23 protein-coding genes, 3 tRNA genes and 3 pseudogenes are annotated in these 25,041 nt (G+C 68.6%); 19 read left to right on the top strand and 10 right to left on the bottom strand.

Features of this window, described 5'->3' with window-relative positions:
• Positions 1 to 3 precede the first annotated feature (3 nt).
• Positions 4 to 798: an amino acid ABC transporter ATP-binding protein gene (locus EOW65_RS14280; protein ID WP_164880109.1), complete on the top strand. Its 795-nt coding sequence runs from the start codon at positions 4 to 6 to the stop codon at positions 796 to 798.
• A gap of 259 nt (positions 799 to 1,057) precedes the next feature.
• Positions 1,058 to 1,231, top strand: a pseudogene (locus EOW65_RS14275) (IS5/IS1182 family transposase); the annotation flags it as partial.
• Between the two features lie 52 nt (positions 1,232 to 1,283).
• On the opposite strand, the pseudogene EOW65_RS14270 reads toward EOW65_RS14275, so the two are convergent.
• A pseudogene (locus tag EOW65_RS14270) lies at positions 1,284 to 1,585 on the bottom strand (integrase core domain-containing protein); the annotation flags it as partial.
• 43 nt (positions 1,586 to 1,628) lie between these two features.
• Between EOW65_RS14270 and EOW65_RS20495 the strand changes: the two are divergent.
• Positions 1,629 to 1,826, top strand: a pseudogene (locus EOW65_RS20495) (IS30 family transposase); the annotation flags it as partial.
• Positions 1,805 to 2,551 carry a hypothetical protein gene (locus EOW65_RS14265; protein ID WP_128150533.1) on the top strand — a complete coding sequence of 249 codons (747 nt, stop codon included), beginning with the start codon at positions 1,805 to 1,807 and terminating at the stop codon, positions 2,549 to 2,551. The pseudogene EOW65_RS20495 and the gene EOW65_RS14265, both read left to right, overlap by 22 nt.
• A 608-nt stretch (positions 2,552 to 3,159) precedes the next feature.
• Here EOW65_RS14265 and EOW65_RS14260 read toward each other — a convergent pair.
• The 3 genes from EOW65_RS14260 to EOW65_RS14250 all read right to left on the bottom strand — a co-directional run bounded on the left by EOW65_RS14260 (position 3,160) and on the right by EOW65_RS14250 (position 4,292).
• Positions 3,160 to 3,234 (bottom strand) — tRNA-Asn (locus EOW65_RS14260).
• 40 nt (positions 3,235 to 3,274) lie between these two features.
• Positions 3,275 to 3,349 (bottom strand) — tRNA-Asn (locus EOW65_RS14255).
• Between the two features lie 70 nt (positions 3,350 to 3,419).
• Complete coding sequence (locus tag EOW65_RS14250; RefSeq protein ID WP_128150626.1) at positions 3,420 to 4,292, bottom strand: MBL fold metallo-hydrolase; 873 nt, start codon at positions 4,290 to 4,292, stop codon at positions 3,420 to 3,422.
• A 48-nt stretch (positions 4,293 to 4,340) separates the two neighbouring features.
• Between EOW65_RS14250 and EOW65_RS14245 the strand changes: the two genes are divergently transcribed.
• The gene (locus tag EOW65_RS14245) at positions 4,341 to 5,690 is read left to right on the top strand and encodes an ATP-binding protein (protein WP_128150532.1); all 1,350 of its coding nucleotides are present in this window, start codon (positions 4,341 to 4,343) and stop codon (positions 5,688 to 5,690) included.
• A 201-nt stretch (positions 5,691 to 5,891) separates the two neighbouring features.
• A complete protein-coding gene (gene lon, locus EOW65_RS14240; protein WP_128150531.1) occupies positions 5,892 to 8,306 on the top strand; it encodes an endopeptidase La in 2,415 nt (804 codons plus the stop codon).
• Between the two features lie 79 nt (positions 8,307 to 8,385).
• Here lon and EOW65_RS14235 read toward each other — a convergent pair whose 3' ends face one another.
• Entirely contained in the window at positions 8,386 to 8,604 is a 219-nt protein-coding gene (locus tag EOW65_RS14235) for a hypothetical protein (RefSeq protein ID WP_128150530.1), read from the bottom strand.
• A gap of 125 nt (positions 8,605 to 8,729) precedes the next feature.
• Between EOW65_RS14235 and EOW65_RS14230 the strand changes: the two genes are divergently transcribed.
• The 7 genes from EOW65_RS14230 (at position 8,730) to EOW65_RS14200 (ending at position 14,732) form a co-directional block, all read left to right on the top strand.
• Entirely contained in the window at positions 8,730 to 9,158 is a 429-nt protein-coding gene (locus EOW65_RS14230; RefSeq protein WP_164880108.1) for an HU family DNA-binding protein, read from the top strand.
• A gap of 19 nt (positions 9,159 to 9,177) precedes the next feature.
• Positions 9,178 to 9,252: transfer RNA gene (locus tag EOW65_RS14225), tRNA-Val, on the top strand.
• 154 nt (positions 9,253 to 9,406) lie between these two features.
• Complete coding sequence (locus tag EOW65_RS14220) at positions 9,407 to 10,888, top strand: FAD-linked oxidase C-terminal domain-containing protein (RefSeq protein ID WP_128150528.1); 1,482 nt, start codon at positions 9,407 to 9,409, stop codon at positions 10,886 to 10,888.
• An 11-nt stretch (positions 10,889 to 10,899) separates the two neighbouring features.
• Positions 10,900 to 11,970, top strand: a complete 1,071-nt coding sequence (locus tag EOW65_RS14215) for an FAD-binding protein (RefSeq protein ID WP_128150527.1) — start codon at positions 10,900 to 10,902, stop codon at positions 11,968 to 11,970.
• Complete coding sequence (glcF, locus tag EOW65_RS14210) at positions 11,970 to 13,253, top strand: glycolate oxidase subunit GlcF (RefSeq protein ID WP_128150526.1); 1,284 nt, start codon at positions 11,970 to 11,972, stop codon at positions 13,251 to 13,253. The genes EOW65_RS14215 and glcF overlap by 1 nt, the downstream gene beginning before the upstream one ends.
• A gap of 59 nt (positions 13,254 to 13,312) precedes the next feature.
• Complete coding sequence (locus EOW65_RS14205; RefSeq protein WP_128150525.1) at positions 13,313 to 14,092, top strand: trypsin-like serine peptidase; 780 nt, start codon at positions 13,313 to 13,315, stop codon at positions 14,090 to 14,092.
• A gap of 160 nt (positions 14,093 to 14,252) precedes the next feature.
• Entirely contained in the window at positions 14,253 to 14,732 is a 480-nt protein-coding gene (locus EOW65_RS14200; protein ID WP_128150523.1) for an Hsp20 family protein, read from the top strand.
• Positions 14,733 to 14,792: 60 nt separating this feature from the next.
• Here the strand turns inward: EOW65_RS14200 and modC are convergent, their stop codons facing one another.
• The 4 genes from modC to EOW65_RS14180 form a co-directional block, all read right to left on the bottom strand.
• Positions 14,793 to 15,878, bottom strand: coding sequence for a molybdenum ABC transporter ATP-binding protein (gene modC / locus EOW65_RS14195; RefSeq protein WP_128150521.1), 1,086 nt, complete (start codon positions 15,876 to 15,878; stop codon positions 14,793 to 14,795).
• Positions 15,875 to 16,570 (bottom strand): molybdate ABC transporter permease subunit, encoded by a 696-nt coding sequence (gene modB, locus EOW65_RS14190; RefSeq protein WP_206364073.1) that lies wholly within the window; start codon positions 16,568 to 16,570, stop codon positions 15,875 to 15,877. Before modB ends, modC begins: the two co-directional genes overlap by 4 nt.
• Before the next feature lie 4 nt (positions 16,571 to 16,574).
• Positions 16,575 to 17,315 carry a molybdate ABC transporter substrate-binding protein gene (gene modA, locus EOW65_RS14185; RefSeq protein WP_128150517.1) on the bottom strand — a complete coding sequence of 247 codons (741 nt, stop codon included), beginning with the start codon at positions 17,313 to 17,315 and terminating at the stop codon, positions 16,575 to 16,577.
• Between the two features lie 64 nt (positions 17,316 to 17,379).
• On the bottom strand, positions 17,380 to 17,763 hold the full coding sequence (locus EOW65_RS14180; protein WP_128150515.1) for a winged helix-turn-helix domain-containing protein: 384 nt from the start codon (positions 17,761 to 17,763) through the stop codon (positions 17,380 to 17,382).
• A 107-nt stretch (positions 17,764 to 17,870) separates the two neighbouring features.
• On the opposite strand from EOW65_RS14180, the gene EOW65_RS14175 reads away from it, so the two are divergent.
• The 5 genes from EOW65_RS14175 to EOW65_RS14155 all read left to right on the top strand — a co-directional run bounded on the left by EOW65_RS14175 (position 17,871) and on the right by EOW65_RS14155 (position 23,677).
• Complete coding sequence (locus EOW65_RS14175; protein WP_128150513.1) at positions 17,871 to 19,061, top strand: MFS transporter; 1,191 nt, start codon at positions 17,871 to 17,873, stop codon at positions 19,059 to 19,061.
• Between the two features lie 9 nt (positions 19,062 to 19,070).
• A complete protein-coding gene (locus tag EOW65_RS14170; RefSeq protein WP_128150512.1) occupies positions 19,071 to 20,108 on the top strand; it encodes a glycosyltransferase family 4 protein in 1,038 nt (345 codons plus the stop codon).
• A complete protein-coding gene (locus EOW65_RS14165) occupies positions 20,105 to 20,722 on the top strand; it encodes a glycosyltransferase family 29 protein (protein WP_128150510.1) in 618 nt (205 codons plus the stop codon). The genes EOW65_RS14170 and EOW65_RS14165 overlap by 4 nt, the downstream gene beginning before the upstream one ends.
• Positions 20,723 to 20,791: 69 nt before the next feature.
• On the top strand, positions 20,792 to 21,814 hold the full coding sequence (locus EOW65_RS14160; RefSeq protein ID WP_128150508.1) for an aspartate-semialdehyde dehydrogenase: 1,023 nt from the start codon (positions 20,792 to 20,794) through the stop codon (positions 21,812 to 21,814).
• 279 nt (positions 21,815 to 22,093) lie between these two features.
• Entirely contained in the window at positions 22,094 to 23,677 is a 1,584-nt protein-coding gene (locus tag EOW65_RS14155; RefSeq protein WP_128150506.1) for a DUF4139 domain-containing protein, read from the top strand.
• Positions 23,678 to 23,748: 71 nt separating this feature from the next.
• Here EOW65_RS14155 and EOW65_RS14150 read toward each other — a convergent pair whose 3' ends face one another.
• Positions 23,749 to 24,399, bottom strand: coding sequence for a carbonic anhydrase (locus tag EOW65_RS14150; RefSeq protein ID WP_128150504.1), 651 nt, complete (start codon positions 24,397 to 24,399; stop codon positions 23,749 to 23,751).
• 187 nt (positions 24,400 to 24,586) lie between these two features.
• On the opposite strand from EOW65_RS14150, the gene EOW65_RS14145 reads away from it, so the two are divergent.
• On the top strand, positions 24,587 to 24,961 hold the full coding sequence (locus tag EOW65_RS14145; protein ID WP_128150502.1) for a hypothetical protein: 375 nt from the start codon (positions 24,587 to 24,589) through the stop codon (positions 24,959 to 24,961).
• The last annotated feature ends 80 nt before the right edge of the window (positions 24,962 to 25,041 follow it).

Below are 25,041 nucleotides of genomic sequence, written 5' to 3'. Positions count from 1 at the left end.
CCGATGACCACGCTTTCCTCTTCCCCCGCCGCCGCCTCGATGCGCAAGGTGAACAAATACTACGGCACCTTCCATGCGCTGCGCGACGTCGACCTCGATATCCCGCCGGGCAAGGTGACCTGCCTGATCGGCCCCTCCGGCTCGGGCAAGTCGACGCTGCTGCGCTGCCTGAATTTCCTCGAGGATTACGACAGCGGCGAGGTGCGCATCGACGATCAGCTGATCGGCTATGAAACTCCCGGCGGGCGGCGGATGTCGGCGCGGCGGCTGCGCGAGATGCGCCGCGACATCGGCATGGTGTTCCAGCAGTTCAACCTCTGGCCGCACATGACGGCCCTGCAAAACGTCGCCGAGGGGCTCGAGCGGGTGCGCGGCTTCTCGCGCCCCGAGGCCGAGGTGCGGGCGCGCGAGGCGCTGGCCAAGGTGGGGCTGGCCGACAAGGAGGCCAATCACCCGAGCCGGCTGTCGGGCGGTCAGCAGCAGCGCGTGGCGATCGCCCGCGCGATCGCGATGCAGCCGCGCATCATGCTGTTCGATGAGCCGACAAGCGCGCTTGACCCCGAACTGGTGGGCGAGGTGCTGGGAGTGATGAAGCAGCTTGCGAGCGAGGGCATGACGATGGTCGTGGTGACCCATGAGATGGGCTTTGCCGCCCATGTCGCCGATCGCGTGGTCTTCATGGAGCGGGGCGAGATCGTGGCCGTCGGTTCGCCGCGGGAGGTCTTCCACGACGCCGCCGATCCGCGTCTGCAGAGCTTCCTGCAAGGCTACCGGGAGCGCAATTCGCTCGAGTTCTAGGGGCTTGATCCCACCGTCTGATGGCGCGATCGGCGCTGTTGTGCAAAACCTGCTCTGGGTTCATCATCTGACTCCGGTGTGAGAGCTGGCGGGCGGGAGCGGGCCGACCCGCCCGCCCCGCAAGGTCAAGAACCGGGGGCGATCATGAAGCGCTCATGTGCCTCGGCTCGCTGACGATCTGGTTTGCTCCCGAGCGGGTTTGTTGCACATATCGGTGAGAGGGATTCAGTTCGGGAATCCGTAGGGTTAGGTCAGTCACATGCCGAAGCCTGACACCTCCCGCTATCGCCCGACGAACTGGCCCAGCTACAACGCCTCGCTCAAGCGACGCGGCTTCCCGTCGATCTGGTTCGATCCAGAGATGGAGTGGTACGCGGTCAGGACCGGCAGGCGCGGCCCCCCCGAGATCTTCTCCGACAGTGCCATCCAGATGTGAGTAAGCGGTGTGAACCGCGCCAGGTTTGCCGGAGGCTGATTGGGGTGAGTTACGCGGCCATGTCTTCAGTTTCCAGAGCGGCGTAGAAGTTTGCCTCCGCTTCCGCCGGCGGGATGTTCCGATCGGTTCGAGCAGGCGGCGGTTGTTGAACCAGTCGACCCATTCGAGGGTGGCATATTCAACGGCCTCGAAGCTCCGCCACGGCCCGCGTCAATGGATGACCTCCGCCTTGAAGAGACCGTTGATCGTCTCCGCCAAGGCGTTGTCGTAGCTGTCGCCGACGCTGCCCACGGATGGTTCGATGCCGGCCTCGCCCAACCGCTCGGTGTAGCGCATGGACAGGTATTGGGCAGATTCAACCGGTCGTCGCAACACCCCGCTATTGGAGGTGTTGTTGATGTCAGGAAGACGGAAGTCGGAGCGTTCGATGCGACGCAAATTATCCTCGCCAGATCGGCCGCCAGTCTGGCAGCGTGAGCATCTGTACCGGTTCTGGCGGGAGATTGCAGCGGGGCTGTCCAGCGAAGAAGCCGCTGTTGCAGCGGGAGTTTCCGCTCCGGTCGGAACCCGATGGTTTCGGAGTTCTGGCGGAGGGTTCCCCTGAGCCTTCACCCCGACAACATCGCGGCGTTCGACGGCGTGGACGACGACACCCGCGTTTTCATCGCTCCTGCGACCGAAGCCCTGACAGCGGCACACACCTGCCTCGGCTCGATCTACGATTACCGGGAAGCCGCGTTCTCCGACCCGACGCTGACCGAGCCAGCCGCGCTGCTCAAGGCCGACGACTACGCGATGGCGAAGCTGGAGGGTGTCACCCGCCAGTTGGACGGTGCAATCGCCCGGTTCACGACGACGATCAAGTCGCTGGAAAGCGACCTGTCCGCCAGCGTGAAAGAGCAGGCGGGCAAGATGGTGAGCGGTGAGGTGCGCGCCCTGATGCAGAAGTCCCCTGACCGGGTGGGCCTGCTTGAGAAGGCGGTCGGCGACAAGGATCTGGACGTGCTGAACGCGGTTTGCGGCGCGCCTCCGATGCTGTCGGGCTTGTCCAAGGAGATGCACGCGCACTTCACCCGCCTCTACAACGAGATGACGAAGCCCGAGGCAACGAAGCGGTTGAAGGCGCTGACCGCTGCCCGCGACTACCTTGAACGCCACGGACCGCAGGTGCTGAAAGAGCCGATCAAGGCGGTGGGCGTCATCCAAATCCCCATCCCCGGCCCGGAGGGCAAGACCCTCGGGTATCGCACCGAAGGACCGGATGCCTACCGCAAGAAGCGCAACGCCTCCGTCAAGGTCTACCGGCAGCACGCCTGACCCCTGAATCGAAACTGTTGATGCAGGTGCCAATGGCAGACGTAATCAAACCTAGCTGGATGGAAGGCTTCGTGCCTGATCCTGCCCCGCCCGGCAGTCGCTGGCCCAAGGGGGTCAGCGACTGCCGGGCGGGCCGCCCCAAAGGATCGCTCAGCAAGAGCGACAAGATCGCCCGCGCCCTGAACGAAGAAGGTCTGGACGTTGTGCGCGTCGTGCTTGACGCGGCGAAGGCAGGCGATCTGACGGCCTGTGGTCACATCCTCAACCGGATCGCGCCGAGGATGTGTGGCGAGTGCAAAGCGGCCCCGAAGGGGCAGAGACGAACATCATAGCCGCTGCCGCAGGAGTGGCAGAGCAGCGGCACGCGGCCTCGCCAGCCGTGCGAAGCGTAGGCAACCGTCCCTCGTAAATCCAACGGAGCCAGCCGTCAGCGGCTACTCCTTGTCGCTCGCAACGGTAGAAGCTGCCCGGGTGCATGTGCAGCGGGTCGCTTTTTGCTGACTGCTATGATTCATGTGCAGCGGCTAGAATAGCGCTAGCACGGGCCGCCAATAGCATACCAACCCCGTGAAAGGGGCCGCTTAAGTGCTTGTTGTAGCTAGGTAATTTGGCTCCGGCGGTAGGGATCGAACCTACGACCAATTGATTAACAGTCAACTGCTCTACCGCTGAGCTACGCCGGAACACGGTATCTGTCATGCGTGCATCCCTGACAGGGGGATCTGGCTCCGGCGGTAGGGATCGAACCTACGACCAATTGATTAACAGTCAACTGCTCTACCGCTGAGCTACGCCGGAACACGCGCCGTTCTATAAAGGCCACGTGACACTGGCGCAAGGGGGAGCTGCGCGTTTTTTGCCGTTTCCGTCAACGCCGCGAAAAGCGCGCCGAAGGGGACAGGGATCCCTCGGGGGCGACCTCATTTTGCGAGGTCATTTCAACAAGATGCGCAAAGACATTGCGCGCTGCGGCGGCCAGGAGCGCCGGCGGCGTGTCAGTGTAGATTGTCGCGGTCAGCGTCGCAACGGTGGCCGGACCGGCCTCGAGCGCGGCAAGGATCTGTGCGCTGCGGTCGCGCCGGTGCGCGGCAAGCTCGCCCAGCCGTGCGGCCGTCGCTCCGACCGGGGCGCCATGGCCCGGGTAGAACACCCGCCAGTCCCGTGAGGCGAGCCGGTCGAGAGAGCGGAAATAGTCGCCCAGATCGCCATCGGGCGGCGAGATCAGCGTCGAGGCCCAGCCCATCACATGGTCGCCCGAAAACAGCGCATCGCCCCAGGCGAAGCTGAGGTGGTTACAGAAATGCCCGGGCGTGTGCAGCGCCGTCACCTGCCAGTCGCCAAGCCCGATCTCCTCGCCGTCGGCGAGCGTCACGTCGGGGCGGAAGGCGCGATCGACGCCCTCGCCACCGCCCGCCAGCCCCCCGGCCGCGAGCCGCGCCATCACGTCCGAGCGGCCGGCCTCGGGCGGGCCGAAGGCATGGACCTTGGCCCCGGTCGCCTCGGCGAGCGTCCGCGCGCCCGGGGAATGGTCGAGATGGGCATGGGTGACGAGAATCGCCGCCACCCGCTCGCCCGGATCAAGGCCTTCGAGGATGGCGCGCAGATGGCCCGCATCGGCCGGGCCGGGGTCGATCACCGCCACCGCGCCGGTGCCGAGCACATAGCTGCAGGTGCCCTCGAGCGTCATCGGCGAGGGGTTCGGTGCCACGATCCGCCGCAGCCCCGCCTCGAGCCTCTCCATCGCCATCTTCCGCTTCCTCTCTGCCGCCCGTCCGGCTAGGGTTCTGCCATGAAATTCGGCTGGCTCAAACAGATCATGCCACGCGGGCTGTACGGGCGGGCCGCGCTGATCCTGATTTTGCCGGTGGTCACCATCCAGCTCGTCGTCTCGGTGGTCTTCATCCAGCGCCATTTCGAGCGGGTGACGCGGCAGATGACCGCCTCGATGCTGCGCGAGATCGCGCTGGTCGTCGACCGGGTCGAGGCGGCGCCGTCGCTTGCCGCGGCGCAGGCGGTGATCGACGATCTGGCCGAGCCGCTCGGCCTGCAGGTCGAACTGCCGGCCGGTGCCCCGGAAGATCAGATCACCCGCGACCAGCGCCCCTTCACCGACCTGACCGGCATCGTGGTGATCGACACGATCCGGGCGGGCGTCGCCGATCTGCGGGCGATCGACCTGAGCGAGGGCTCGCGCGTCAAGCTCTTGGTCGACACCCCCTGGGGGGTGGCGCGGATCACCTTCCAGCGCGCCTGGGTCTCGGCCTCGAACCCGCACCAGCTGCTGGTGCTGATGGTCATGGTGTCGCTGCTGATGACGCTGATCGCCTTCATCTTCCTGCGCAACCAGCTGCGCCCGATCCAGCGGCTTGCGCGGGCGGCCGATGCCTTCGGCAAGGGGCAGGTGGTGAGCTATCACCCCTCGGGCGCGACCGAGGTGCGCACCGCGGGCGCCGCCTTCGTCGATATGCGCGCCCGCATCATCCGGCAGATCGAGCAGCGCACGCTGATGCTCTCGGGGATCAGCCACGACCTGCGCACGCCGCTGACCCGGCTGCGGCTTGGCCTGTCGATGCTGCCCGAGGATGACGACAGCCGCGACGAGATCGCCGCGATGGAGCGCGACGTGGCAGAAATGGGCAAGCTCGTCGATGCCTTCCTCGATTTCGCGCGCGAAGGCGCGACGGCGGGCGAACCCGAGCGGATCGACCCCTGCCAGCTGGTGGCGCGGGTGGTCGAGGATGCCGAGCGGGCGGGCCAGCAGGTGGCGCTGACCGCCTGTCCGGGGGCTGGGCAGATCGAGATCACCGCCCGCCCGGATGCGATCCGCCGCGCGCTCGAGAACCTGATCGGCAATGCGGTGCGCTATGGCACGCGGGCCGAGGTCTCGGTCGTGCTCTCGCCGAAATCGGTGCGGATCCTCGTCGAGGATGACGGTCCCGGTATCCCGCCTGAGCGGCGCGAGGAGGCGCTGCGCCCCTTCGCCCGGCTCGATCCCTCGCGCAATCAGGACCGAGGGCCGGGGGTGGGGCTAGGGCTGTCGATCGCTGCCGATGTGATGCGCCGGCACGGCGGCAGTCTGCGGCTTGGCGAGAGTGCGCGGCTGGGCGGGCTGAGCGCCGAGCTGGTGTTGCCGCGCTGATCCCCGCGCCGCGGCCGATCCGGGGCGCCGATCCGGGCTTGCCCCGGCGCGGGGCTGCCTGCATTGTAAAGGAGACGTGACGCAGCGCACCGGTGCACTGGTTGAAGCGGGCCTGCCTCACCCCTAGATATGGTCAAACCGGGAAGGGCCGGGGCTGCCGCAGGGGCGGGGCCGGTGCCCTTTCGCCAAAGAGGAATGATGATGACCGAGACCCTCTCGACCACCTATCCCGTCCTGCCGCTGCGCGACATCGTGGTGTTCCCGCACATGATCGTCCCGCTGTTCGTCGGCCGGGAGAAATCCGTCCGGGCGCTGGAAGCGGTGATGGCAGACGATCGCCAGATCCTGCTTGCAAGCCAGATCGACCCGGCGGTGGACGAGCCCACGACCGAGGGGATTTTCCGCACCGGCGTGCTGGCCAATGTCCTGCAACTGCTCAAGCTGCCCGACGGCACCGTGAAGGTGCTCGTCGAGGGGCGCACCCGCGTGCGCATCGCGGAGTTCCTGCCCAATGACGCCTATTTCGAGGCCGAAGCCGAGGTGCTCGAAGAAACCGAGGGCGACACCGAGACGATCCGCGCGCTGCTGCGCTCGGTCGCCGAGGAATTCGAGCGCTACGCGAAGATCAAGAAGAACATCCCCGAGGAGGCGCTGGCCGCCGTCGCCGAGACGCAGGAGGCCGACAAGCTGGCCGATCTCGTCGCCGGCCATCTCGGGCTCGAGGTGAAGGCCAAGCAGGAGCTGCTCGAGACGCTCGACGTCAGCACGCGGCTCGAGAAGGTCTATGGCCTGATGCAGGGGGAGGTTTCCGTCCTGCAGGTCGAGAAGAAGATCAAGTCGCGCGTCAAGTCGCAGATGGAGAAGACCCAGCGGGAGTATTACCTGAATGAGCAGATGAAGGCCATTCAGCGCGAGCTGGGCGATGGCGAGGAAGGCCAGAACGAGCTCAACGAACTCGAGGAGAAGATCCGCGCCACGAAGTTCTCCAAGGAGGCCCGGGAAAAGGCCGAGGGCGAGCTGAAGAAGCTGAAGTCGATGTCGCCGATGTCGGCCGAGGCGACGGTGGTGCGCAACTATCTCGACTGGCTGCTGAGCCTGCCGTGGGGCGTGAAGAGCCGGGTGAAGAAGGATCTCGCCGCCGCCGAGAAGGTGCTCGACGCCGATCACTATGGCCTCGAGAAGGTCAAGGAGCGGATCGTCGAATACCTCGCCGTGCAGGCGCGGTCCGACAAGCTGAAGGGGCCGATCCTGTGCCTCGTCGGCCCGCCCGGCGTCGGCAAGACCTCGCTCGGCCGCTCGGTCGCCAAGGCGACGGGGCGCGAGTTCATCCGCATCTCGCTTGGCGGCGTGCGCGATGAGAGCGAGATCCGTGGTCACCGGCGCACCTATATCGGCTCGATGCCCGGCAAGATCATCCAGGCGTTGAAGAAGGCGAAGACCACGAATCCGCTCATCCTGCTCGACGAGATCGACAAGATGGGGCAGGACTTCCGTGGCGACCCGGCTTCGGCGATGCTCGAGGTGCTCGACCCGGAACAGAACGGCACCTTCGTCGACCACTATCTCGAGGTCGAGTATGATCTGTCCAACGTGATGTTCATCACCACGGCGAACAGCTACAACATGCCCGAACCGCTGATGGACCGGATGGAGATCATCCCGCTCTCGGGCTACACCGAGGACGAGAAGATCGAGATCGCGCGCCAGCACCTTGTCGACAAGGAGACGAAGGCGAACGGGCTGAAGAAGACCGAGTTCACCGTCACCGACGAGGCGCTGCGCGACATCGTGCGCTATTACACCCGCGAGGCGGGGGTGCGGTCGCTCGAACGGGCCATCGCCAAGCTGGCGCGCAAGGCGGTGACCGAGATCCTGAAGTCGAAGGGCGCGGTGAAAGCCGTCACCGTCGATGGCGCGAAGCTCGAGGATTACCTCGGCGTGAAGCGCTTCCGCTATGGTCTGGCCGAGAAGGAAGATCAGGTCGGCGTGGTGACCGGGCTTGCCTGGACCTCGGTCGGTGGCGATCTGCTGCAGATCGAGGCGCTGAAGCTGCCCGGCAAGGGGCGGATGAAGACCACCGGCAAGCTCGGCGACGTGATGAAGGAATCGATCGAGGCGGCGTCGAGCTATGTGCGCTCGATCGCGCCTGAACTTGGCATCAAGCCGACGAAGTTCGAGAAGGTCGACATCCACGTCCACGTTCCCGAGGGTGCGACGCCGAAGGACGGGCCGAGCGCGGGCATCGCCATGGTCACCTCGATCGTCTCGGTGCTGACCGGCATTGCGGTGCACAAGGACATCGCGATGACCGGCGAGGTGACGCTGCGCGGCAACGTGCTGCCGATCGGCGGCCTCAAGGAGAAGCTGCTCGCCGCGCTGCGGGGGGGCATCAAGACCGTGCTGATCCCCGAGGAGAACGAGAAGGACCTGATCGACATCCCCGAGAACGTGAAGGAGGGGCTGACGATCATCCCGGTGAGCCATGTGCGCGAGGTGCTGCCGCGTGCGCTGGTGCGGATGCCCGAGCCGATCGAATGGGACGAGGAGGCCGAGGAAGCCGCCGCGGCCGCGGCTGCGCTGGCTGCGCGCGAGGGCCACGTCGCCACTGCGCATTGAGCGCCGCCCGTTCCTGAAAAATGAGAACGCGCCCCGTGAGGGGCGCGTTTCCGTTTCAGCCGGCCTCTGATCGGGTGGATCAGCTCCCGGCGCCGCTGGTCGAGCTGCTCGACGAGCCGCCGGCTGCGACGGCAAGCGCGAGCAGCAGCACCGCGGGCACGACCAGCGCGGGATTGCTGGTCGAGGGCGCGGCCACGACCACGGGTTCGGTCTCGATGATGGGCTTTTCGTAACCCCCGGCAAACGCCGCGGGAGCAGCGAAGGACAGGGCGGTGGCAGTCAGCAACAGTTTGCGCATCGGAACTCCTTAGTGGTTAGGTGGGGTCGTCCCCGAAGCGTGCGGGCATCTTGTCCTTCGGTCAAGAATTCATGCCGCGAGCGCGAAAGATTCCGCGATCGTCCGCGTTTGGGTGCTGGATCGGCGTGTTTCTGCACCATACTCTGACCTCGAATCAGTTGCGAGAGGCGCAGATGACCAGTTCCATGATGCAAGAGTTTGCCGAAGACGATATGCCCGACGACGCGGCGGGGACCGAGACCGGTCCGACGCCGGCGGAAGAGGGCGGAGCGAGCCTCGTGCTCCGCAAGAAGGATTTTGTCGAGCGCGTCGCACTTGCCGCCGGGGTGAAGAAGGGCAAGGTGCGCGAGATCACCGATGCGGTTCTGCAGGTTCTGGGCGAGGCGCTGGCCAATGGCGAAAGCCTGGCCATCCCGCCGCTTGGCAAACTGCGCGTGACCAAGCACGCCGGCAAGGACGGTGATCTGCTGCAGATTAAGCTGAAGCGGATCGAGGCCGGTGGCAAGAAGGGCGAAAAAACCGACGAGGCCCCTCTTGCAGAGGCCGAGGAGTGACGCTAGAAGCCACTCCACCGGGCGATTAGCTCAGCGGTAGAGCGCTTCGTTCACATCGAAGATGTCAGCGGTTCAAATCCGTTATCGCCCACCAGAATTCTGCCGGCCCCCTCGCGGGGCCGGTTTTCGTTTCAGGACCCCGCCGCTGCGTCGCAGCCGGCGGGGTCTTGCATTCTGGGGGGGGCTGCAAGCTCTGGCTTGATTCATGCGTGAACTGGTTATATTTTTTTACCAGTGGAGGAGATCGCATGGATATGCCGGTGCCAGCCGCGCGAGTGCTCGCGCGCAAGCAAGAGATCGTGGCGCGGCTGCGCGCGGTGCTGCCTTCCGATTCGGTGATCGACGACCCGGCCGAGACGCGCGCCTATGAATGCGATGCGCTCTCGGCCTGGCGCTGTGCGCCGCTCGCGGTCGTGCTGCCGCGCACCACGGCCGAGGTCGCGGCGGTGCTGCGGATCTGCACGGAGGAGGGGGTGCCGGTGGTGCCACGCGGCGCCGGCACCTCGCTTGCCGGCGGCGCCATGCCCACCGCCGATTCGGTGGTGCTGGGGCTCGCGCGGATGACCCGGGTGCTCGAGGTCGATTTCGAGAACCGCTTCATCCGGGTCGAGGCCGGGCGCACGAACCTGTCGGTCACCGCGGCGATCGAGGGCGAGGGGTGGTTCTATGCGCCCGATCCCTCGAGCCAGCTTGCCTGCGCCATCGCCGGCAATATCGCGATGAACTCCGGTGGGGCGCATTGCCTGAAATACGGGGTGACGACGAACAACCTGCTGGGCGTCACCTTCGTCACCGGCGCGGGCGAGGTGGTCGAGCTGGGCGGACCCTTCTGCGATGCCCCGGGGCTCGATCTGCTGGGCGTCGTGTGTGGCTCGGAAGGGCAGCTCGGTGTGGTGACCGAGGCGGTGCTGCGCATCCTGCCGAAACCCGAGGGCGCGCGGCCGGTGCTGATCGGCTTTGCCGCGAACGAGATCGCCGGGGCCTGTGTCGCCGACATCATCCGCGCCGGCATCCTGCCCGTCGCGATCGAGTTCATGGACCGGCCCTGCATCGAGGCGACCGAGGCCTTCTGCGCCGCGGGGTATCCCGACTGCGAGGCGCTGCTGATCGTCGAATGCGAGGGCAGCCCGGGCGAGATCGCCGAGCAGCTGGGCCTGATCCGCGAGATCGCCCTGCGCCACGATCCGGTCGAGTTCCGCGAGGCGCGCGACGCAGAGGAGGCGCGACGGATCTGGCTCGGCCGCAAGTCGGCCTTCGGCGCGATGGGGCAGAAGGGCGATTACATCTGCCTTGACGGCACGATTCCGGTCAGCGCGCTGCCCGAGGTGCTGCGCGGCATCGCGGCGCTTGGCCGCGACTTCGGGCTCGAGGTGGCGAATGTGTTCCACGCGGGCGATGGCAACATGCACCCGCTGATCCTTTACGATGCCAACACCCCGGGGCAGCAGGAGCGGGCCGAGGCCCTGGGTGCGGAGATCCTGAAGCTCTGCGTCGCGGCGGGGGGCTGTCTGACCGGCGAGCATGGCGTGGGCATCGAGAAGCGCGACCTGATGGGGGTGCAGTTCACCGCCGCCGATCTCGAGGCGCAGATGCGGGTGAAGGATGTCTTCGACCCGCCCTGGCTGTTGAACCCGGCCAAGGTGTTTCCGCTTGCTGCAAGTGCCGGGCGGCGCGCGGGCGGGGCGTCCCGGGGCGCTGCCCCGGACCCCGAGGTATTTGGGCCAAGATGAAAGCAGGGGCGATGCGGGTCGAAAGCGAGGCGGAGCTGGTCGAGGCGGTGCGGGGCGCGCGCGCGCCCTTGCGCGTGGTGGGCGGCGGCACGCGGGGCGAGGTTGGGGCCGGGGAGCGGCTCGAGGTCGCGATCTCGGGCGTCCGGCTTTACGAGCCGGGTGCGCTGACGCTGATCGCCGGAGCGGGCACGCCGCTTTCCGAGATCGAGGCGGTCGTGGCCGCCGAGGGGCAGCGCCTGCCCTTCGAGCCGCCGCGCTGGGGCGCGCTTCTGGGGCTTGCGGGGGAGAGCACGATTGGCGGGGTTGCCGCCGCGAATGTCTCGGGGCCCAGGCGGGTGCAGGCGGGGGCCTGCCGCGACAGCCTGATCGGGCTGCGCTTCGTCGATGGCGCGGGCATTGCGGTGCAGGCCGGCGGGCGGGTGATGAAGAACGTCACCGGCTATGATCTGGTGAAGCTGCTGGCGGGCAGTCGTGGCCGGCTTGGGGTGCTGAGCGAGGTGGCCTTCAAGCTGCTGCCGGCGGCGCCCGCGCAGGCGACGGTGCGGGCCGAGGTGCCGCTTTCCGAGGCAGGGCGGGTGCTGGCCGCGGCGCTGGCATCGCCCTTCGACGTGTCGGGGGCGGGCTGGTTGCCGGGGCAGGGGGCGGTTTTGCGCCTCGAGGGGCTCGAGGGCTCGGTCGGGTATCGCGCCGGGCGGCTGGCGGCGTTGCTTGCGCCCTGGGGGGCGCGGATCGAGCGCGAGGGCTCGGTCGCGATCTGGCGCGATCTGGCCGAGGTGCGGCCGTTCCATGGCCGCGCGGGCGACATCTGGCGGTTCTCGGTGAAGCCCTCCGAGGCGGCGGCGATCGCGGCGCGGCTGGACGGTGAGGTGGTACTCGACTGGGGCGGCGGGCTGATCTGGGCGCTGCTGCCCGAGGGCACGGACGCCCGGGCGCAGGCCGCGCCCTACACCGGCCATGCCACCTGCCTGCGCGGTCGCGCGCCCCGCGCCGAGCCCGAGGCCCCTGCCGTCGCCGCGCTGAGCCGCGCGCTGCAGGCGCGCTTTGATCCGCGCGGCATTCTCGATCCGGAAAGGGCCGGTTGATGCAGACCTCCTTCACCCCCGAGCAGCTGGCCGACCCGGGTATCGCACGCGCGAACGAGATCCTGCGCGCCTGCGTGCATTGCGGCTTCTGCACCGCCACCTGCCCGACCTATCAGGTGCTGGGCGACGAGCTCGACAGCCCGCGCGGCCGGATCTACCTGATCAAGGACATGCTGGAGAGTGGCCGGCCGGCGGATGCGAAGACCGCGCGCCACATCGACCGCTGTCTTGGCTGCCTTGCCTGCATGACGACCTGCCCTTCGGGCGTGCATTACATGCATCTGGTCGACCACGCCCGCGCCCATGTCGAGCGCACCTTCCGCCGGCCCTGGCACGAGCGCGCGCTGCGCTTCGTGCTGGCGAAGCTGGTGCCCTATCCGGGGCGGTTCCGGCTGGCGTTGCAGGCGGCGCGGCTGGCCCGGCCGTTCGCCCGCCACCTGCCTGATGCGCGGCTGCGCGCGATGCTGGAGATGGCGCCCGCGCGCCTGCCGCGGCCCAGCCCGAACGACCGCCCGCAGGTCTTTGCCGCGGAGGGCGCGCGGCGGTTTCGCGTGGCGTTGCAGATCGGCTGTGCGCAGCGCGCGCTCGATCCCGACATCAATGACGCGACCATCCGCCTGCTGCGCCGGATCGGTTGCGAGGTGGTGGTGCCGCGCGGGCTGGGCTGCTGTGGGGCGCTCAGCCATCACATGGGGCGCGCTGGCGAGGCCCATGCGCAGGCGGCGGCGAACATCCGCGCCTATGGCGCCGCAGGGCCGCTCGATGCGATCGTCCTCAACACCTCGGGTTGCGGCACGACGGTGAAGGATTACGGCCACATGTTCCGGGATGAGCCGCTGGCGGCAGAGGCCGGGCAGGTCGCGGCGCTGGCCTGCGACGTGACCGAGTTTCTCGCCCGTGCCGGCCTGCCCCAGGGCGCGCCGAAGGGGCTGCGCGTCGCCTATCACGCGGCTTGTTCTTTGCAGCACGGCCAGCAGGTGAAGACCGCGCCGAAGGATCTGTTGCGGGCGGCGGGCTTCGAGGTGGTCGAGCCGCTCGACAGCCATCTGTGCTGCGGCTCGGCCGGCACCTACAACCTGCTGCAGCCCGAGATCTCGGCCGAGCTGAAGCGGCGCAAGGTCGCCACGCTCGAGGCGACGGCGCCGCAGGTGATCGCGGCGGGCAATATCGGCTGCATGCTGCAGATCGGTTCGGGCACCGGGCTGCCGGTGGTGCATACGGTCGAACTGCTTGACTGGGCGACCGGCGGGCCCTGCCCGCGGGCGCTCGCGAAAACGCCTTAATGTCGCCGCAGGAAATCTCTAGAAGCGGACATTATAGCCAGCCCTTTCACGGATCTCCGATGCGCCGCCTTGCCAGAGCCCTTGCCGCCCTCGCCCTGCTTGCCGGGCCGGCCGCGGCGTTCGAGAGCGGGCTCAAGCTTCTGGCGACCGGGGCGGAGGGCCGGGGCTGGGAGGCCGTCGGCCGGCTCGACCTCGGTCGTGGCAGCTTCTGCACCGGCACGCTGATCGCCCCCGACTTGGTGCTGACCGCGGCGCATTGCCTTTACGATCCCCGCTCCGGGCAGATGGTCCCGGCCGGGCAGATCGAGTTCCGCGCTGGCTGGCGCAATGGCCGGGCCGTCGCCTATCGGTCTGCGCGGCGGGCGATGGCGCATCCCTCCTACCTGTATCAGGGCCCCGACCGCTTCGACCGTGTCGCCTGGGACCTTGCCCTCGTGCAGCTTGATGCGCCGATCCGGTTGCCGCAGGTGCAGCCCTTCGCGCTCGATCGCGGGCCGGGCGAGGGGGATCAGGTCGGTGTTGTCTCCTATGCCCATGACCGGGCCGAGGCACCGGCGCTGCAGTCGATCTGCGAGGTGCTCAAGCGCGAGGCGGGGGTGGTGCTGATGAACTGCGCCGCCGATTTCGGTTCCTCGGGGGCGCCGGTCTTCGCGATGCGCGAGGGCGAGCCGCGCATCGTCTCGATCGTCTCGGCGAAGGCCGAGCTGCGCAAGGAACCGGTTTCGCTTGGCGCGCTGGTCGACGGGGTGACCGATCTCGAAGAGGCGATGGCGCGCCGCGAGACCCTGCCCGAGACGCGGGAAACCCGCAGCAGCGGGGCGAAATTCATCCGCCCCTGAGGGGGCGGATTTTACCAGCGCGCCCCGCGCGCGGCCCTTGAAACGCGCCTGCTCCCTTCCCAGATTCCCGTCACCGGGGTGCCATGACGGGCCCCGGCAAATCCCATGCCCGGCCCCGTCGGGGCGGGCGCAACGACATCGCTCACGTGAGGATGACACCATGCGTACCTTTGATTTTTCGCCGCTTTACCGTGCTACCGTCGGCTTTGACCGCGTCGCCGACATGATGGATCGGGTGCTTGCCGCCGATGTGGCGCAGCCGACCTACCCGCCCTATAACATCGAGAAGACCGACGAGAACGCCTATCGCATCTCCGTCGCCGTCGCGGGCTTCGGCTCGGACGAGCTGAGCGTCGAGCTGCGCGAGGGCGCGCTGATCGTCGCCGGTCGCAAGACCGAAGAGGCGGGCGAGACCACCTTCCTGCATCGCGGCATCGCCACCCGCGCCTTCGAGCGCCGCTTTGCGCTCGCTGACCACATGAAGGTCACCGGCGCGTCCCATGCCGATGGCATGTTGCACATCGACCTTGTCCGCGAGGTGCCCGAGGCGCTGAAGCCGCGCCGGATCGAGATCGCGGGCCCGGCGACCGTCGAGGCGAAACGCGTCGAGACGGTCGAGGCAAAGCCGCTGAACGCCTGATCGCCGTGACCGGATGAACGGGACGGGGCGCGGGGGAGACCCTCCGCGCCCCGTTTCGTGTCAGCCCGCCCCCAGATCGTCGCGGCTGACCGCCACCGTCTTCAGGACCGCGTGGCAGGCAACGCCCGGCGCAAGGCCAAGCGCGGTGACCGAGCGTTGCGTCAGCCGGGCAAGCACCGCCTCGCGTCCCATCCGCAGCCGCACGAAAGCGCGGCCGCCGGGTTCGGGCTCGATCCGCTCGACGATGCCGGGCAGGATGTTCAGCGCCGACAGCCCCTCGGGGCGCGCGCGTGCGAGGATCACATCCGAGGCATGGAGCCGCAGCCGCAGCCGGGTGCCGGGCGCGCCCGGGGGCTCGGCCACCCAGACCGGCCCGGCGGCCGTGTCGAGCCGCACGAGCCCGTCGGGCGCGGTCTCGCCCACGGTGGCGGCGAGCACCGTGCCGGCCTCGGCCCCGCCAAGACGGGCGGCCAGTGCGGGGTCCGACAGCACCTCGGCCGCCGGCCCGGCGGCCAGCACCCGGCCGGCATCGAGCAGCACCACGGTCGAGGCGAGCCGCGCCACCTCGCCGATCGAGTGGCTGACATAGAGGACGGGGAGCCCCGCATCGCGCAGCCGCTCGATGAAGGGCAGGATCTCCTCGCGCCGCGCGGCGTCAAGCGCGGCGAGGGGCTCGTCCATCAGCAAGAGCCGCGGTTTCGACAGTAGTGCCCGCCCGATCGAGACACGGGCCTTCTCGCCCCCCGACAGCGCGCCGGGGCGGCGCTCGAGCAGCGCGCCGATGCCGAGCATCTCGATCACCTGGTCAAAGCCCGGCCCCGGGGCAGCCTTCGGGGCGAAGCGGGCGCCGTAGAGCAGGTTCGAGCGCACCGAAAGATGCGGGAACAGCCGCGGTTCCTGAAAGACATAGCCGACCCGGCGCCGGCGCGCGGGCAGGTTCACCCCACGCCCGGTGTCGAGCAGCACCTCGCCCTGCGCCACGACCCGGCCCTGCGTCGGGCGGAAGAGGCCCGCGACGGCATTGATGACCGTGGTCTTGCCCGCGCCGGAGGCCCCGAAAAGTGCGGTGACGCCCGCAGGCGCGGTGAAGGCGACATCCACGGCGAAACTGCCGAAATCGTGGGTGAGCGACACTTCCAGCATCATGCCCCCCCGATCCGCTTCGCCACGCGCCGCGCCACCCCTTCCGAGATCAGCACCGCGCCAAGCGCCACCACGACCGACACCCCGGCCAGTCGCGCCGCCTGCAACTCGCCGCCCGGGATCTGCAGGAACGAGTAGATCGCCGAGGGCAGGGTCTGGGTCTGGCCCGGGATGTTCGACACGAAGGTGATGGTGGCGCCGAACTCGCCCATGGCCTTGGCAAAGGCGAGGATCGCGCCGGCCAGCACCCCGGGCAGGATCAGCGGCAAGGTGACGGTGGCGAAGACCGCGATCCGCGAGGCGCCGAGCGTCGCGGCGGCCTGCTCGAGCTTCGGATCGACCGCCTCGATCGCCAGCCGGATCGCCCGCACCATCAGCGGAAAGCCCATCACCGCGGCCGCAAGCGCCGCGCCGGTCCAGCGGAAGGCGAAGACAAGGCCGAAGACGTCATGGAGAAAGCCGCCGATTGGCCCCTTGCGGCCAAAGCTCAGCAGCAGCGCATAGCCCGTCACCACCGGCGGCAGGATCAGCGGCAGATGCACCAGCGCATTGAGCAGCCACATCCCCGGCAGCCGGCTGCGCGCGAGCAGCAGCGCCACGCCGATGCCGAAGGGCAGCGAGGCCGCCACGGCGACCGTGGCGACCTTGAGCGACAGCAGAACCGCCGTCCATTCTTCCGGGCTGAGAAAGCTCACCAGCTCATTTCACCTCGAAGCCCTGGGCCTCGAAGATCGCGGCCGCCTTGGGCGTGCCGAGGTAGTCGAGGAAGGCCTTCGCCTCGGCGGGCGCGGGGCCGTCCTTGATCAGCGCGGCGGGGTAGGTGATCGGCTTGTGGCTGCCTTCGGGGAAGGTCGCGACGACATGCACCTTCGGCTCGGCCGCGGCATCGGTCTTGTAGACGATGCCATAGGGCGCCTCGCCGGTCGCCACGAGGGCAAGCGCCGCGCGCACGTTGTCGGCCTGCGCCACCTGCGGCTCGACCTTGTCCCACAGCCCCATGAAGGTCAGCGCGGCCTTGCCATACTGGCCCGCCGGCACGGAATCCACCAGCGCCATGGCCAGCTTGTGATCGCCAAGCACCTCGGGCAGCTTGGGCAGATCGACCGGCGCCTCGCTGTCCGAGATCAGCACCAGCGTGTTGCCGAGCAGATCCTTGCGGCTGTCGGGCAGCACCATGCCGGCCTTCTCGACATCGTCCATCCAGGCGACCGAGGCCGAGATGAACATGTCGGCCGGCGCACCGGCGTCGATCTGCTTCGCCAGCGCGGAACTCCCGGCATAGGAGATCACCGGCTTGGTGCCGGTCTCGGCGGCGAACTCGGTGGCGATCTCGTCGAGCGCGGTCTTCATCGAGGCGGCGGCGAAGATCACCGGATCGGCAGCAAGGACAGGGGTCGCGCCGGCCAGCAGCAGGCCGAGGGCGAGGGATGCGAGACGCATGGGGACCTCCGGGTCACGTTATGTTTGCGCGACCATAACCGCCGCTTCCGGCTGGCGGCAAGCGTTATTTCCCATCGGGAATATCCCTTTCCTGCTCCTCTGCCGCGCCGTCGCGCAGCCGTGCGCCGATCGCCGCGATCTCGTCCGCACCGTCCGCAAGCAGCCGCGCCATAAGCGCGCGATAGTCGGCAAGCACGGCCTGGCCCGTTGAGGTCAGTTGTGCCCCGCCGCCATGCGCCCCGCCCCGCGCACTCAGCACCAGCGGCTCGGCAAAGGCGTCGTTCATCTCCTCGACCAGGCTCCAGGCGCGCTTGTAGCTCATCCCCATCCGCCGCCCGGCGGCCGAGATCGAGCCCTCCTCGGCGATTGCCTGAAGCAGGTCGGCCTTGCCCGGCCCGAAGACCAGCTTGCCGTAGTAAAGCCGCAGCGTGGCGCGTGTCAGGTCCATGGGCTCCTCCTGTGTCCATCCTGTCGCGTTCGGTCCGCTCAGGCAAGCCGCCCCCTTGCGCCGCGCTGCCGCATCGGTCAGCCTCGCCGGGCTTGGGGGAGGAAACCATGCGCATGACCATCGTCTTTCTGCTGGCCGCCTATGTGCTGAGCCAGTTCTACCGGGTGTTCCTGGCGGTGCTGACGCCGGTGCTGGGCGCCGATCTCGGGATCAGCGCCGAAGAGCTGGCGCTGGCGCTCGGCTTCTGGTTTGCCGCCTTCGCGGCGATGCAGATCCCGGTGGGCACCGCGCTCGACCGCTTCGGGCCGCGGATGACGACGGCGCTGCTGCTGGGCCTTGGCGGGGCCGGGGGCGCGGCGCTCTTCGCCACGGCGCAGGGGGCGGTGCAGATCCATCTGGCGATGGCGCTTCTGGGGTTCGGCTGTTCGCCGGTGCTGATGGCCGGCTATTACGTCGTCGCCCATGCCTTCCGTCCGGCGCTGTTCTCGATCCTCGCCGCGGCGCTGCTGGGCGGCGGCAGCCTTGGCAACATTCTCGGCGCGGCGCCGATGGCGGCGGCGGTCGAGGCCTGGGGCTGGCGCGCGGTGATGTGGGGGCTGATGGCGGCGACGCTGGTCGTGGCGGCGGGGCTTGCGGTCTTTGCGCGCGACCCGGCGCGGGCCGAGGGGCACGGGGCGCGCCGCGGCTCGCTCCTCGATGTGCTGCGCAACCCGGGCTTCCTGCTGATCCTGCCGCTTGCCTTCACCAACAACGCCGCCTCGGCCGGCATCCGCGGCCTGTGGGCGGGGCCCTGGGCGGGCGAGGTGCATGGCGCCGATGCGCTGACCATCGGCCATGTCACGCTGGCGATGAGCCTTGCCATGGTGCTGGGCAATTTCGTCTACGGGCCGGCCGACCGCATCCTTGGCAGCCACAAGCGCGTGGTGCTGGTGGGCAACCTGTGCCTGTGCCTGGCGCTCGCGGTGCTGGTCGCGATGCCCGGGATGTCGCTGGTCGGCGGCGCGGTGGCGCTCGCTGCGGTGGGCTTCTTCGGCAGCTCCTACCCGGTGCTGATGGCGCATGGTCGCGCCTTCTTCCCGGCGCATCTGGTCGGCCGCGGCATGACGGTGCTGAACCTGATGTCGATCGGCGGCATCGCGGTCGCGCAATTCGGCACCGCGCCGCTGTTCCGGGCTGCCTCGGCCGGGGGCGATGTGACCTTCGCCTATGGCATGCTGTTCCTGTTCTTCCTCGTGCCGCTGGTGCTCTCGCTTGCCTTCTACCTCTTCGCGGCAGACAAGCCCGTGGCACTGGACTAGAAAGACCGCATGAAGACGCCCCTTCCCGACCCGATCGAGGTCATCGCACCGAACCTGAAACGCCGCCTGTCGGGGGTCACCGCCACCATCGCGCGGCTGGTGCCGGTGCAGGCGCGGATGATCGGCATCGTCACCACCGGCCCCGGCCTGCCGGCCGCGCTGCCGCATGTGCCCGTCTGGCGCCTGCCGCTGCTGCCGCGCCGGCGCCGGGTCTGGCACGCGCGGCGCAACACCGAGATGCTGCTGGGCCTGGCGCTGAAGCGGCTGTTCGGGATGGAGCTGAAACTCCTCTTCACCTCGGCCAGTCAGCGCCGCCACACCGGCTATACGAAATGGCTGATCGGGCAGATGGACGACGTCGTCGCCACCTCGTCGCGCACCGCGGCCTATCTCGAGCGTCCGGCGCATGTGATCTTGCACGGCATCGACACCCAGGGCTTCGCCCCGCCGCGCAGCCGCGCTGCGCTGCGCGCCCGGCTCGGCCTGCCCGAGGGGGTGCTGGTCGGCTGCTATGGCCGGATCCGTGCGCAGAAGGGCACCGATGCCTTTGTGGACGCGATGCTGTCGCTGCTGCCGACCCGGCCCGGCGTCACCGCCCTTGTGATGGGGCGTGCGACCGAGGGGCAGGGGGCCTTCCTCGACGGGTTGAAGGCGAAGGTGAGGGAGGCGGGGCTGGAGAACCGCATCCTCTTCCCCCCCGAGGTCACCGTCGACAGGATCGCCGACTGGTATCGCGTGCTTGACCTTTACGTCGCGCCGCAGCGGTGGGAGGGCTTCGGCCTGACCCCGCTCGAGGCGATGGCCTGCGGCGTGCCGGTGGTGGCGACCCGCGTCGGTGCCTTCGAGGAGATCGTGACGCCGGAAACCGGCGCGCTGGTCGATCCGGGCGACATTCCGGCACTCGCCGCCGCCTGTGCGCCCTTCCTCGACGATGCCGCCCGCCGTGCTGCGGCGTCGGAGGCTGCCCGCGCCCATGTCGAGGCGCATTTCCGCATCGAGGCCGAGGCCGCGGCGCTGGTCGCCCTCTATCGCGACCTGCTGGCATGACCCGGCTCGGCTTCCTGCTCGCCCGCACCCTGCGCCGCGAGGCGCCGCTTGCCGCGCTGTCGGTGCCGCAGGCGGCGCTGCTGGCCGATCTGGCCGGCCGCTCGGTCGCGCTCGTCGGCAATGCGCGCTCGCTCGCCGGGACGCGGCACGGCGCGGCGATCGACGGCCATGACCTCGTGGTGCGGATCAACCGCGCGCCGATGCCCGCAGCGCAAAGCCACGGCACCCGCACCGACTGGCTGGCGCTCGCGACCGCGCTGCCGGCCGCCGACCGCGCCCGGCTGCACCCCGGCCGCTATCTGTGGATGAGCCACAAGCGCAAGCGGCTCGACTGGGAAACGGCGACGAGCCCGGGGTTCTACCTGCATCCTCTCGCCGATTACGCCGGGCTGAAGGCGCGGCTTGGCGCGCAACCGACGACCGGGGCGATGCTGATCGAGCTTTTCGCGCGCTCGGACCTGTCGCGCCTCTCCCTCTTCGGCTTCGACTTCTTCGCCTCGCTCTCGCTGTCCGGCCGGCGCACGGCCGAGCAGGTGCCGCATGACTTTTCCGCCGAGGCGCAATTTGTCGCAGATCTGATGGCGCGGGATTCGCGCATCAGCCGTGTGATTTGAGCGCAAATCGCTTCCCAAGCCATCGCTTTTCCGATATGGCCTGCCTGCTTTGAGCATGGAGGTCCCAAGATGGGCTATAAAGTCGTCGTCGCGGGCGCCACGGGCAATGTGGGCCGCGAAATGCTGAACATTCTCGCCGAGCGCGAGTTTCCTGCTGATGAGGTTGTCGCTCTGGCTTCGCGCCGGAGCCTTGGCACTGAGGTCAGCTACGGCGACAAAACCCTGAAGACCAAAGACATCGAAGGCTTCGACTTCACGGGCTACGACATCGCGCTCTTTGCCATCGGCTCGGAGCCGACGAAGAAATATGCGCCGATCGCCGCCTCGCAGGGCTGCGTCGTGATCGACAACTCGTCGCTCTACCGCTACGACCCGGCGATCCCGCTGGTGGTTCCGGAAGTGAACCCGGAAGCGGTCGAAGGCTACAAGAACAAGAACATCATCGCGAACCCGAACTGCTCGACCGCGCAGCTTGTCGTGGCGCTGAAGCCGCTGCATGACCGCGCCAAGATCAAGCGCGTCGTCGTCGCGACCTATCAGTCGGTCTCGGGCGCGGGCAAGGAAGGCATGGACGAGCTGTGGGAGCAGACCAAGGCGGTCTACAACCCGACCTCGGAAGTCCCGCCGAAGAAGTTCACCAAGGAGATCGCCTTCAACGTGATCCCGCACATCGACGTCTTCATGGAAGACGGCTCCACCAAGGAAGAGTGGAAGATGGTCGCGGAGACGAAGAAGATCGTCGATCCGAAGATCAAGCTGACCGCGACCTGCGTGCGCGTGCCGGTCTTCGTCGGCCACTCGGAAGCGGTGAACATCGAGTTCGAGGAGTTCCTCGACGAGGACGAGGCGCGCGACATCCTGCGCGAGGCGCCCGGTGTCATGGTGATCGACAAGCGCGAGAACGGCGGCTACATCACGCCGAAGGAATGCGTGGGCGACTATGCCACCTTCATCTCGCGCATCCGCCAGGACAGCACGATCGACAACGGCATCAACCTGTGGTGCGTGTCGGACAACCTGCGCAAGGGCGCGGCGCTGAACGCGGTGCAGATCGCCGAAACACTCGGCAATCGTTGTTTGAAGAAGGGGTGAGAGCCGCCGCGGCCCTTTGGGCCGCGGGAAAACGCTCCGGGGGAGCGTTTTCAGGCGCGAACGCCCGGAGCGCAAGCGCAGGGCCGGGTGCCTTTGGCGAACGCCCGGAGCGCAAGCGCAGGGCCGGGTGCCTTTGGCGAACGCCCGGAGCGCAAGCGCAGGGCCGGGCCACGTCTCTTCTGAACTTCTGACCTGAACGTGAGGGCGCCGTGAACCGGCGCCCTCTTGCTTTTGCGCCGCCCCCCGGCGACCCTGCGCGGGAAAGTCGGAGGAGTTTCCATGCGTTCCCTTTTCATCGCGCTTCTTGCATCCACCGCCCCTGCGGCGCTGTTCGCGGCCCCGGTCGAGCTGCCCGCCACCGTCACCGCCGTCACCCTGTTCCCGCAAGGCGCACAGGTCACCCGCACCGTCGCCGTGCCCGCGGGCGGCGAGATCCTGGTGCCGAACCTGCCCGACGGCACCGATCCGGCCGGGCTGCGCGTCACCGGAACGGGGCTTGCGATCGGCGCCGTCACGCTGATCGACGAGCGTCAGCCCGCGGCGGCGGAGGTCGTCTCGCCCGCCCTCGCCGCGGCGCGCGAGAAGGTCGCCGCGCTGACCGAGGCGCTGGCGGCAAAGCAGGACGGCGTCGCCCAGATCCGCGCCAAGGCCGAGGCGGCGCGGGCGAAGGCCGAGTTCCTCAAGGGGCTCGACACCGCGAACACCGCGCCCGCCGATATCGCCAAGCTCGCCCAGACCGTGGCCGAGGGCGTGCTGGCGGCAAGCGGCGAGGCGATTGCCGCCGAGGCCGAGGTGCGCCGCGCCGATGTGGCGCTGCAACCGGACCGTGACGCACTCGAGGCGGCGCAGAAGGCGCTTGCGGCGCTCGAGCACCCCGAGAAGGGCAGCGATTCCCTGCTGGTCACCGCCACGGGGGCGGGCACGCTGACGATCACCACCTTCGTGCAGGGTGCCGGCTGGACGCCGAGCTATGACCTGCGGCTTGACGGCACGGCGGGCACGCTCGCCATCGACCGTTTCGTCTCGGTCCGGCAGGCGACGGGCGAGGATTGGACCGGGGTCGATCTGACGCTGTCGACCGCGCGCCCCTCGGACCGCACCGATCCGTCCGAGCTCTGGCCGCAGCTTTTGCGCATCGGGCCCGACCAGCCGGTGGGGGTGATGGCCAAGTCCGCGATGCGCGAGGCCGACAGCTTCGCGATGCCGGTGGCCGAGGCCGCGCCGATGCCGATGACGCTCGAGATGCAGGGGGAGACGGTGACCTATCGCTATGCGACGCCCGTCGACATCCGCGACGGGGTCGAGAACCTGCGCCTTGGCCTCGATACGCTCGAACGCCCGGCGAAGGTGCTGGCCGAGGCGGTGCCGGCACGCGACGACACCGCCTATCGCGTGGCCGAAGGCACCAACACCGGGGTCGAGGCGCTGCTGCCGGGCCCGGCGACGCTCTTCGTCGACGGCGCGGTCGTGGGCACCGCCGAGATGCCCGCGGTGGCGGCCGGCGCGCCGTTCCGCTTTGGCTTCGGGGCGATCGACGGGCTGCGGCTGAAGCGCCTTGTCCCTGAGGCAAACGAGGGCGACCGTGGTCTCATCAGCAAATCGAACGAGCGGCGCGAGGTGGCGCAGATCTCGGTCGAGAACCTGACCGGGCGCGACTGGCCGGTGCGGCTGATCGATCAGGTGCCCTATTCCGAGCAGGAGGACCTGAAGATCGACTGGACCGCCACACCGGCTCCGACGGCGACCGACTGGACCGACAAGCGCGGGCTGCTCGCCTGGGAGTTCGACCTTGCCGCCGGCAAGACCCAGGCGGTGAAGCTGGAAACCACGATCCGCTGGCCGGCCGATCAGGTCCTGCAATGACATGAAAAGGGGCAGCCCCGCGGCCGCCCCTTCCCGTTCCGTCCCGGTGCCGGCCCTCGCGGGCGGCGGTGTCAGATCTGTTCGAAGGCCCCGGTCTCGGGGTTGTACTGCTCGAGCCCGCCCGAGCCGATCTCGTGCCACAGCCCGTGCAGCGTCATGTTGCCCGACTCGATCGCCGCCTTGACGAAGGGGAAGGTCATCAGGTTCTCGAGGCTGGTGATCACCCCCTGCTTCTCGAGCGCCTCGATCTGCGTCTCCTCGGGCAGCTCCTTCACCTCTTCATAGGCGGGGCGCAGCAGGTTCAGCCAGGCGCCGACGAAGGAGGTCTTTTCCTCCAGTTCGGGCGCATGGCCGGTGCACATCGCGTGGCAGCCGTGCACGCCGCCGCATTGCGAATGGCCCAGCACGATCATGTGGGCGACCTTGAGCGAGGTCACCGCATATTCGACCGCGGCCGAGGTGCCGTGGTGATCGCCGTCCGGGTTGTAGGGCGGCACCAGGTTCGCGATGTTGCGGTGGCTGAAGAACTCGCCCGAGTCGGCGCCGAAGATCGAGGTCACATGGACCCGCGAGTCGCAGCAGGCGATGATCATCGCGCGCGGGCGCTGGCCCTCGTCGGCGAGGCGTCGGTACCAGGCGCGGTTTTCCGTGTAGGTGGTCGCCTTCCAGCCATGATAGCGGCTGACCAGATACGAGGGCAGAGGCCGAACGTGTTCCTTCATCGTCATCCCCATTGATTGCGAGGCCCTAGATAGGCTGAGCCGGGGCAGAGTGCGAGAAAATTTTCGTGCCCGCCATTCTTTGGCCAAGGTCTCAATGTTTTCTTGAGGCATCCCTGCCAATGTGGGTGTGGGGACGGCGGCGCGCGCCGCAGGGCTGCGCAACGTGGGAAGGAGGATGGCTTTGGCAATGGTATCCTGGATCCGGATCGAAGAGGGGGTACGCGTCGATCCCGATCGCGTGCTCAGACTGGCGGCGCGGCTTGGCCGGATCGACGCTGCGCATCTGATCTCCGCCACAAGTCAGGATCTGATCGAGCAGTTCGCGCGGATCGAACTGGCGGTCCGGCAGCAAGAACCGCAGCAGATCGCCTGGACTGCGGTCGAGGTCGAGCGGCTGGCGGATCAGGTCGGAATGATCGGGCTGGCGCGGGTGGCGCGCGATCTGCAGCACTGCTGTATGCGCGACGACCGCCCGGCACGGGAGGCGGTTGCGGCGCGGCTGATGCGCATCGGAGAGCGCTCGCTCGCGGCGATGGGGTTGCTGGCCGGGCGCCGGGGCTGATCCCGGTCGATCGTCGGTGGCCGGACACCGGACCGGGGGTTGCGGCTGCCGGTCGGGGCGCTACCCTTGCCGCGCGGGGC

Origin of the sequence: Paenirhodobacter ferrireducens, from assembly GCF_004022265.1 — a bacterium.
GTDB lineage: Bacteria > Pseudomonadota > Alphaproteobacteria > Rhodobacterales > Rhodobacteraceae > Rhodobacter > Rhodobacter ferrireducens.
Note: the sequence above shows the minus strand (reverse complement) of the source record. Positions and strands in the feature narration are given on the sequence as shown.

Coding starts and splice junctions, on each gene's coding strand:
- EOW65_RS14280 (WP_164880109.1), top strand. CDS start 4: ATGACCACGCTTTCCTCTTCCCCCGCCGCCGCCTCGATGCGCAAGGTG.
- EOW65_RS14265 (WP_128150533.1), top strand. CDS start 1,805: ATGGTTTCGGAGTTCTGGCGGAGGGTTCCCCTGAGCCTTCACCCCGAC.
- EOW65_RS14250 (WP_128150626.1), bottom strand. CDS start 4,292: ATGGAGAGGCTCGAGGCGGGGCTGCGGCGGATCGTGGCACCGAACCCC.
- EOW65_RS14245 (WP_128150532.1), top strand. CDS start 4,341: ATGAAATTCGGCTGGCTCAAACAGATCATGCCACGCGGGCTGTACGGG.
- lon (WP_128150531.1), top strand. CDS start 5,892: ATGACCGAGACCCTCTCGACCACCTATCCCGTCCTGCCGCTGCGCGAC.
- EOW65_RS14235 (WP_128150530.1), bottom strand. CDS start 8,604: ATGCGCAAACTGTTGCTGACTGCCACCGCCCTGTCCTTCGCTGCTCCC.
- EOW65_RS14220 (WP_128150528.1), top strand. CDS start 9,407: ATGGATATGCCGGTGCCAGCCGCGCGAGTGCTCGCGCGCAAGCAAGAG.
- EOW65_RS14215 (WP_128150527.1), top strand. CDS start 10,900: ATGCGGGTCGAAAGCGAGGCGGAGCTGGTCGAGGCGGTGCGGGGCGCG.
- glcF (WP_128150526.1), top strand. CDS start 11,970: ATGCAGACCTCCTTCACCCCCGAGCAGCTGGCCGACCCGGGTATCGCA.
- EOW65_RS14205 (WP_128150525.1), top strand. CDS start 13,313: ATGCGCCGCCTTGCCAGAGCCCTTGCCGCCCTCGCCCTGCTTGCCGGG.
- EOW65_RS14200 (WP_128150523.1), top strand. CDS start 14,253: ATGCGTACCTTTGATTTTTCGCCGCTTTACCGTGCTACCGTCGGCTTT.
- modC (WP_128150521.1), bottom strand. CDS start 15,878: ATGATGCTGGAAGTGTCGCTCACCCACGATTTCGGCAGTTTCGCCGTG.
- modA (WP_128150517.1), bottom strand. CDS start 17,315: ATGCGTCTCGCATCCCTCGCCCTCGGCCTGCTGCTGGCCGGCGCGACC.
- EOW65_RS14180 (WP_128150515.1), bottom strand. CDS start 17,763: ATGGACCTGACACGCGCCACGCTGCGGCTTTACTACGGCAAGCTGGTC.
- EOW65_RS14175 (WP_128150513.1), top strand. CDS start 17,871: ATGCGCATGACCATCGTCTTTCTGCTGGCCGCCTATGTGCTGAGCCAG.
- EOW65_RS14170 (WP_128150512.1), top strand. CDS start 19,071: ATGAAGACGCCCCTTCCCGACCCGATCGAGGTCATCGCACCGAACCTG.
- EOW65_RS14165 (WP_128150510.1), top strand. CDS start 20,105: ATGACCCGGCTCGGCTTCCTGCTCGCCCGCACCCTGCGCCGCGAGGCG.
- EOW65_RS14160 (WP_128150508.1), top strand. CDS start 20,792: ATGGGCTATAAAGTCGTCGTCGCGGGCGCCACGGGCAATGTGGGCCGC.
- EOW65_RS14155 (WP_128150506.1), top strand. CDS start 22,094: ATGCGTTCCCTTTTCATCGCGCTTCTTGCATCCACCGCCCCTGCGGCG.
- EOW65_RS14150 (WP_128150504.1), bottom strand. CDS start 24,399: ATGAAGGAACACGTTCGGCCTCTGCCCTCGTATCTGGTCAGCCGCTAT.
- EOW65_RS14145 (WP_128150502.1), top strand. CDS start 24,587: ATGGTATCCTGGATCCGGATCGAAGAGGGGGTACGCGTCGATCCCGAT.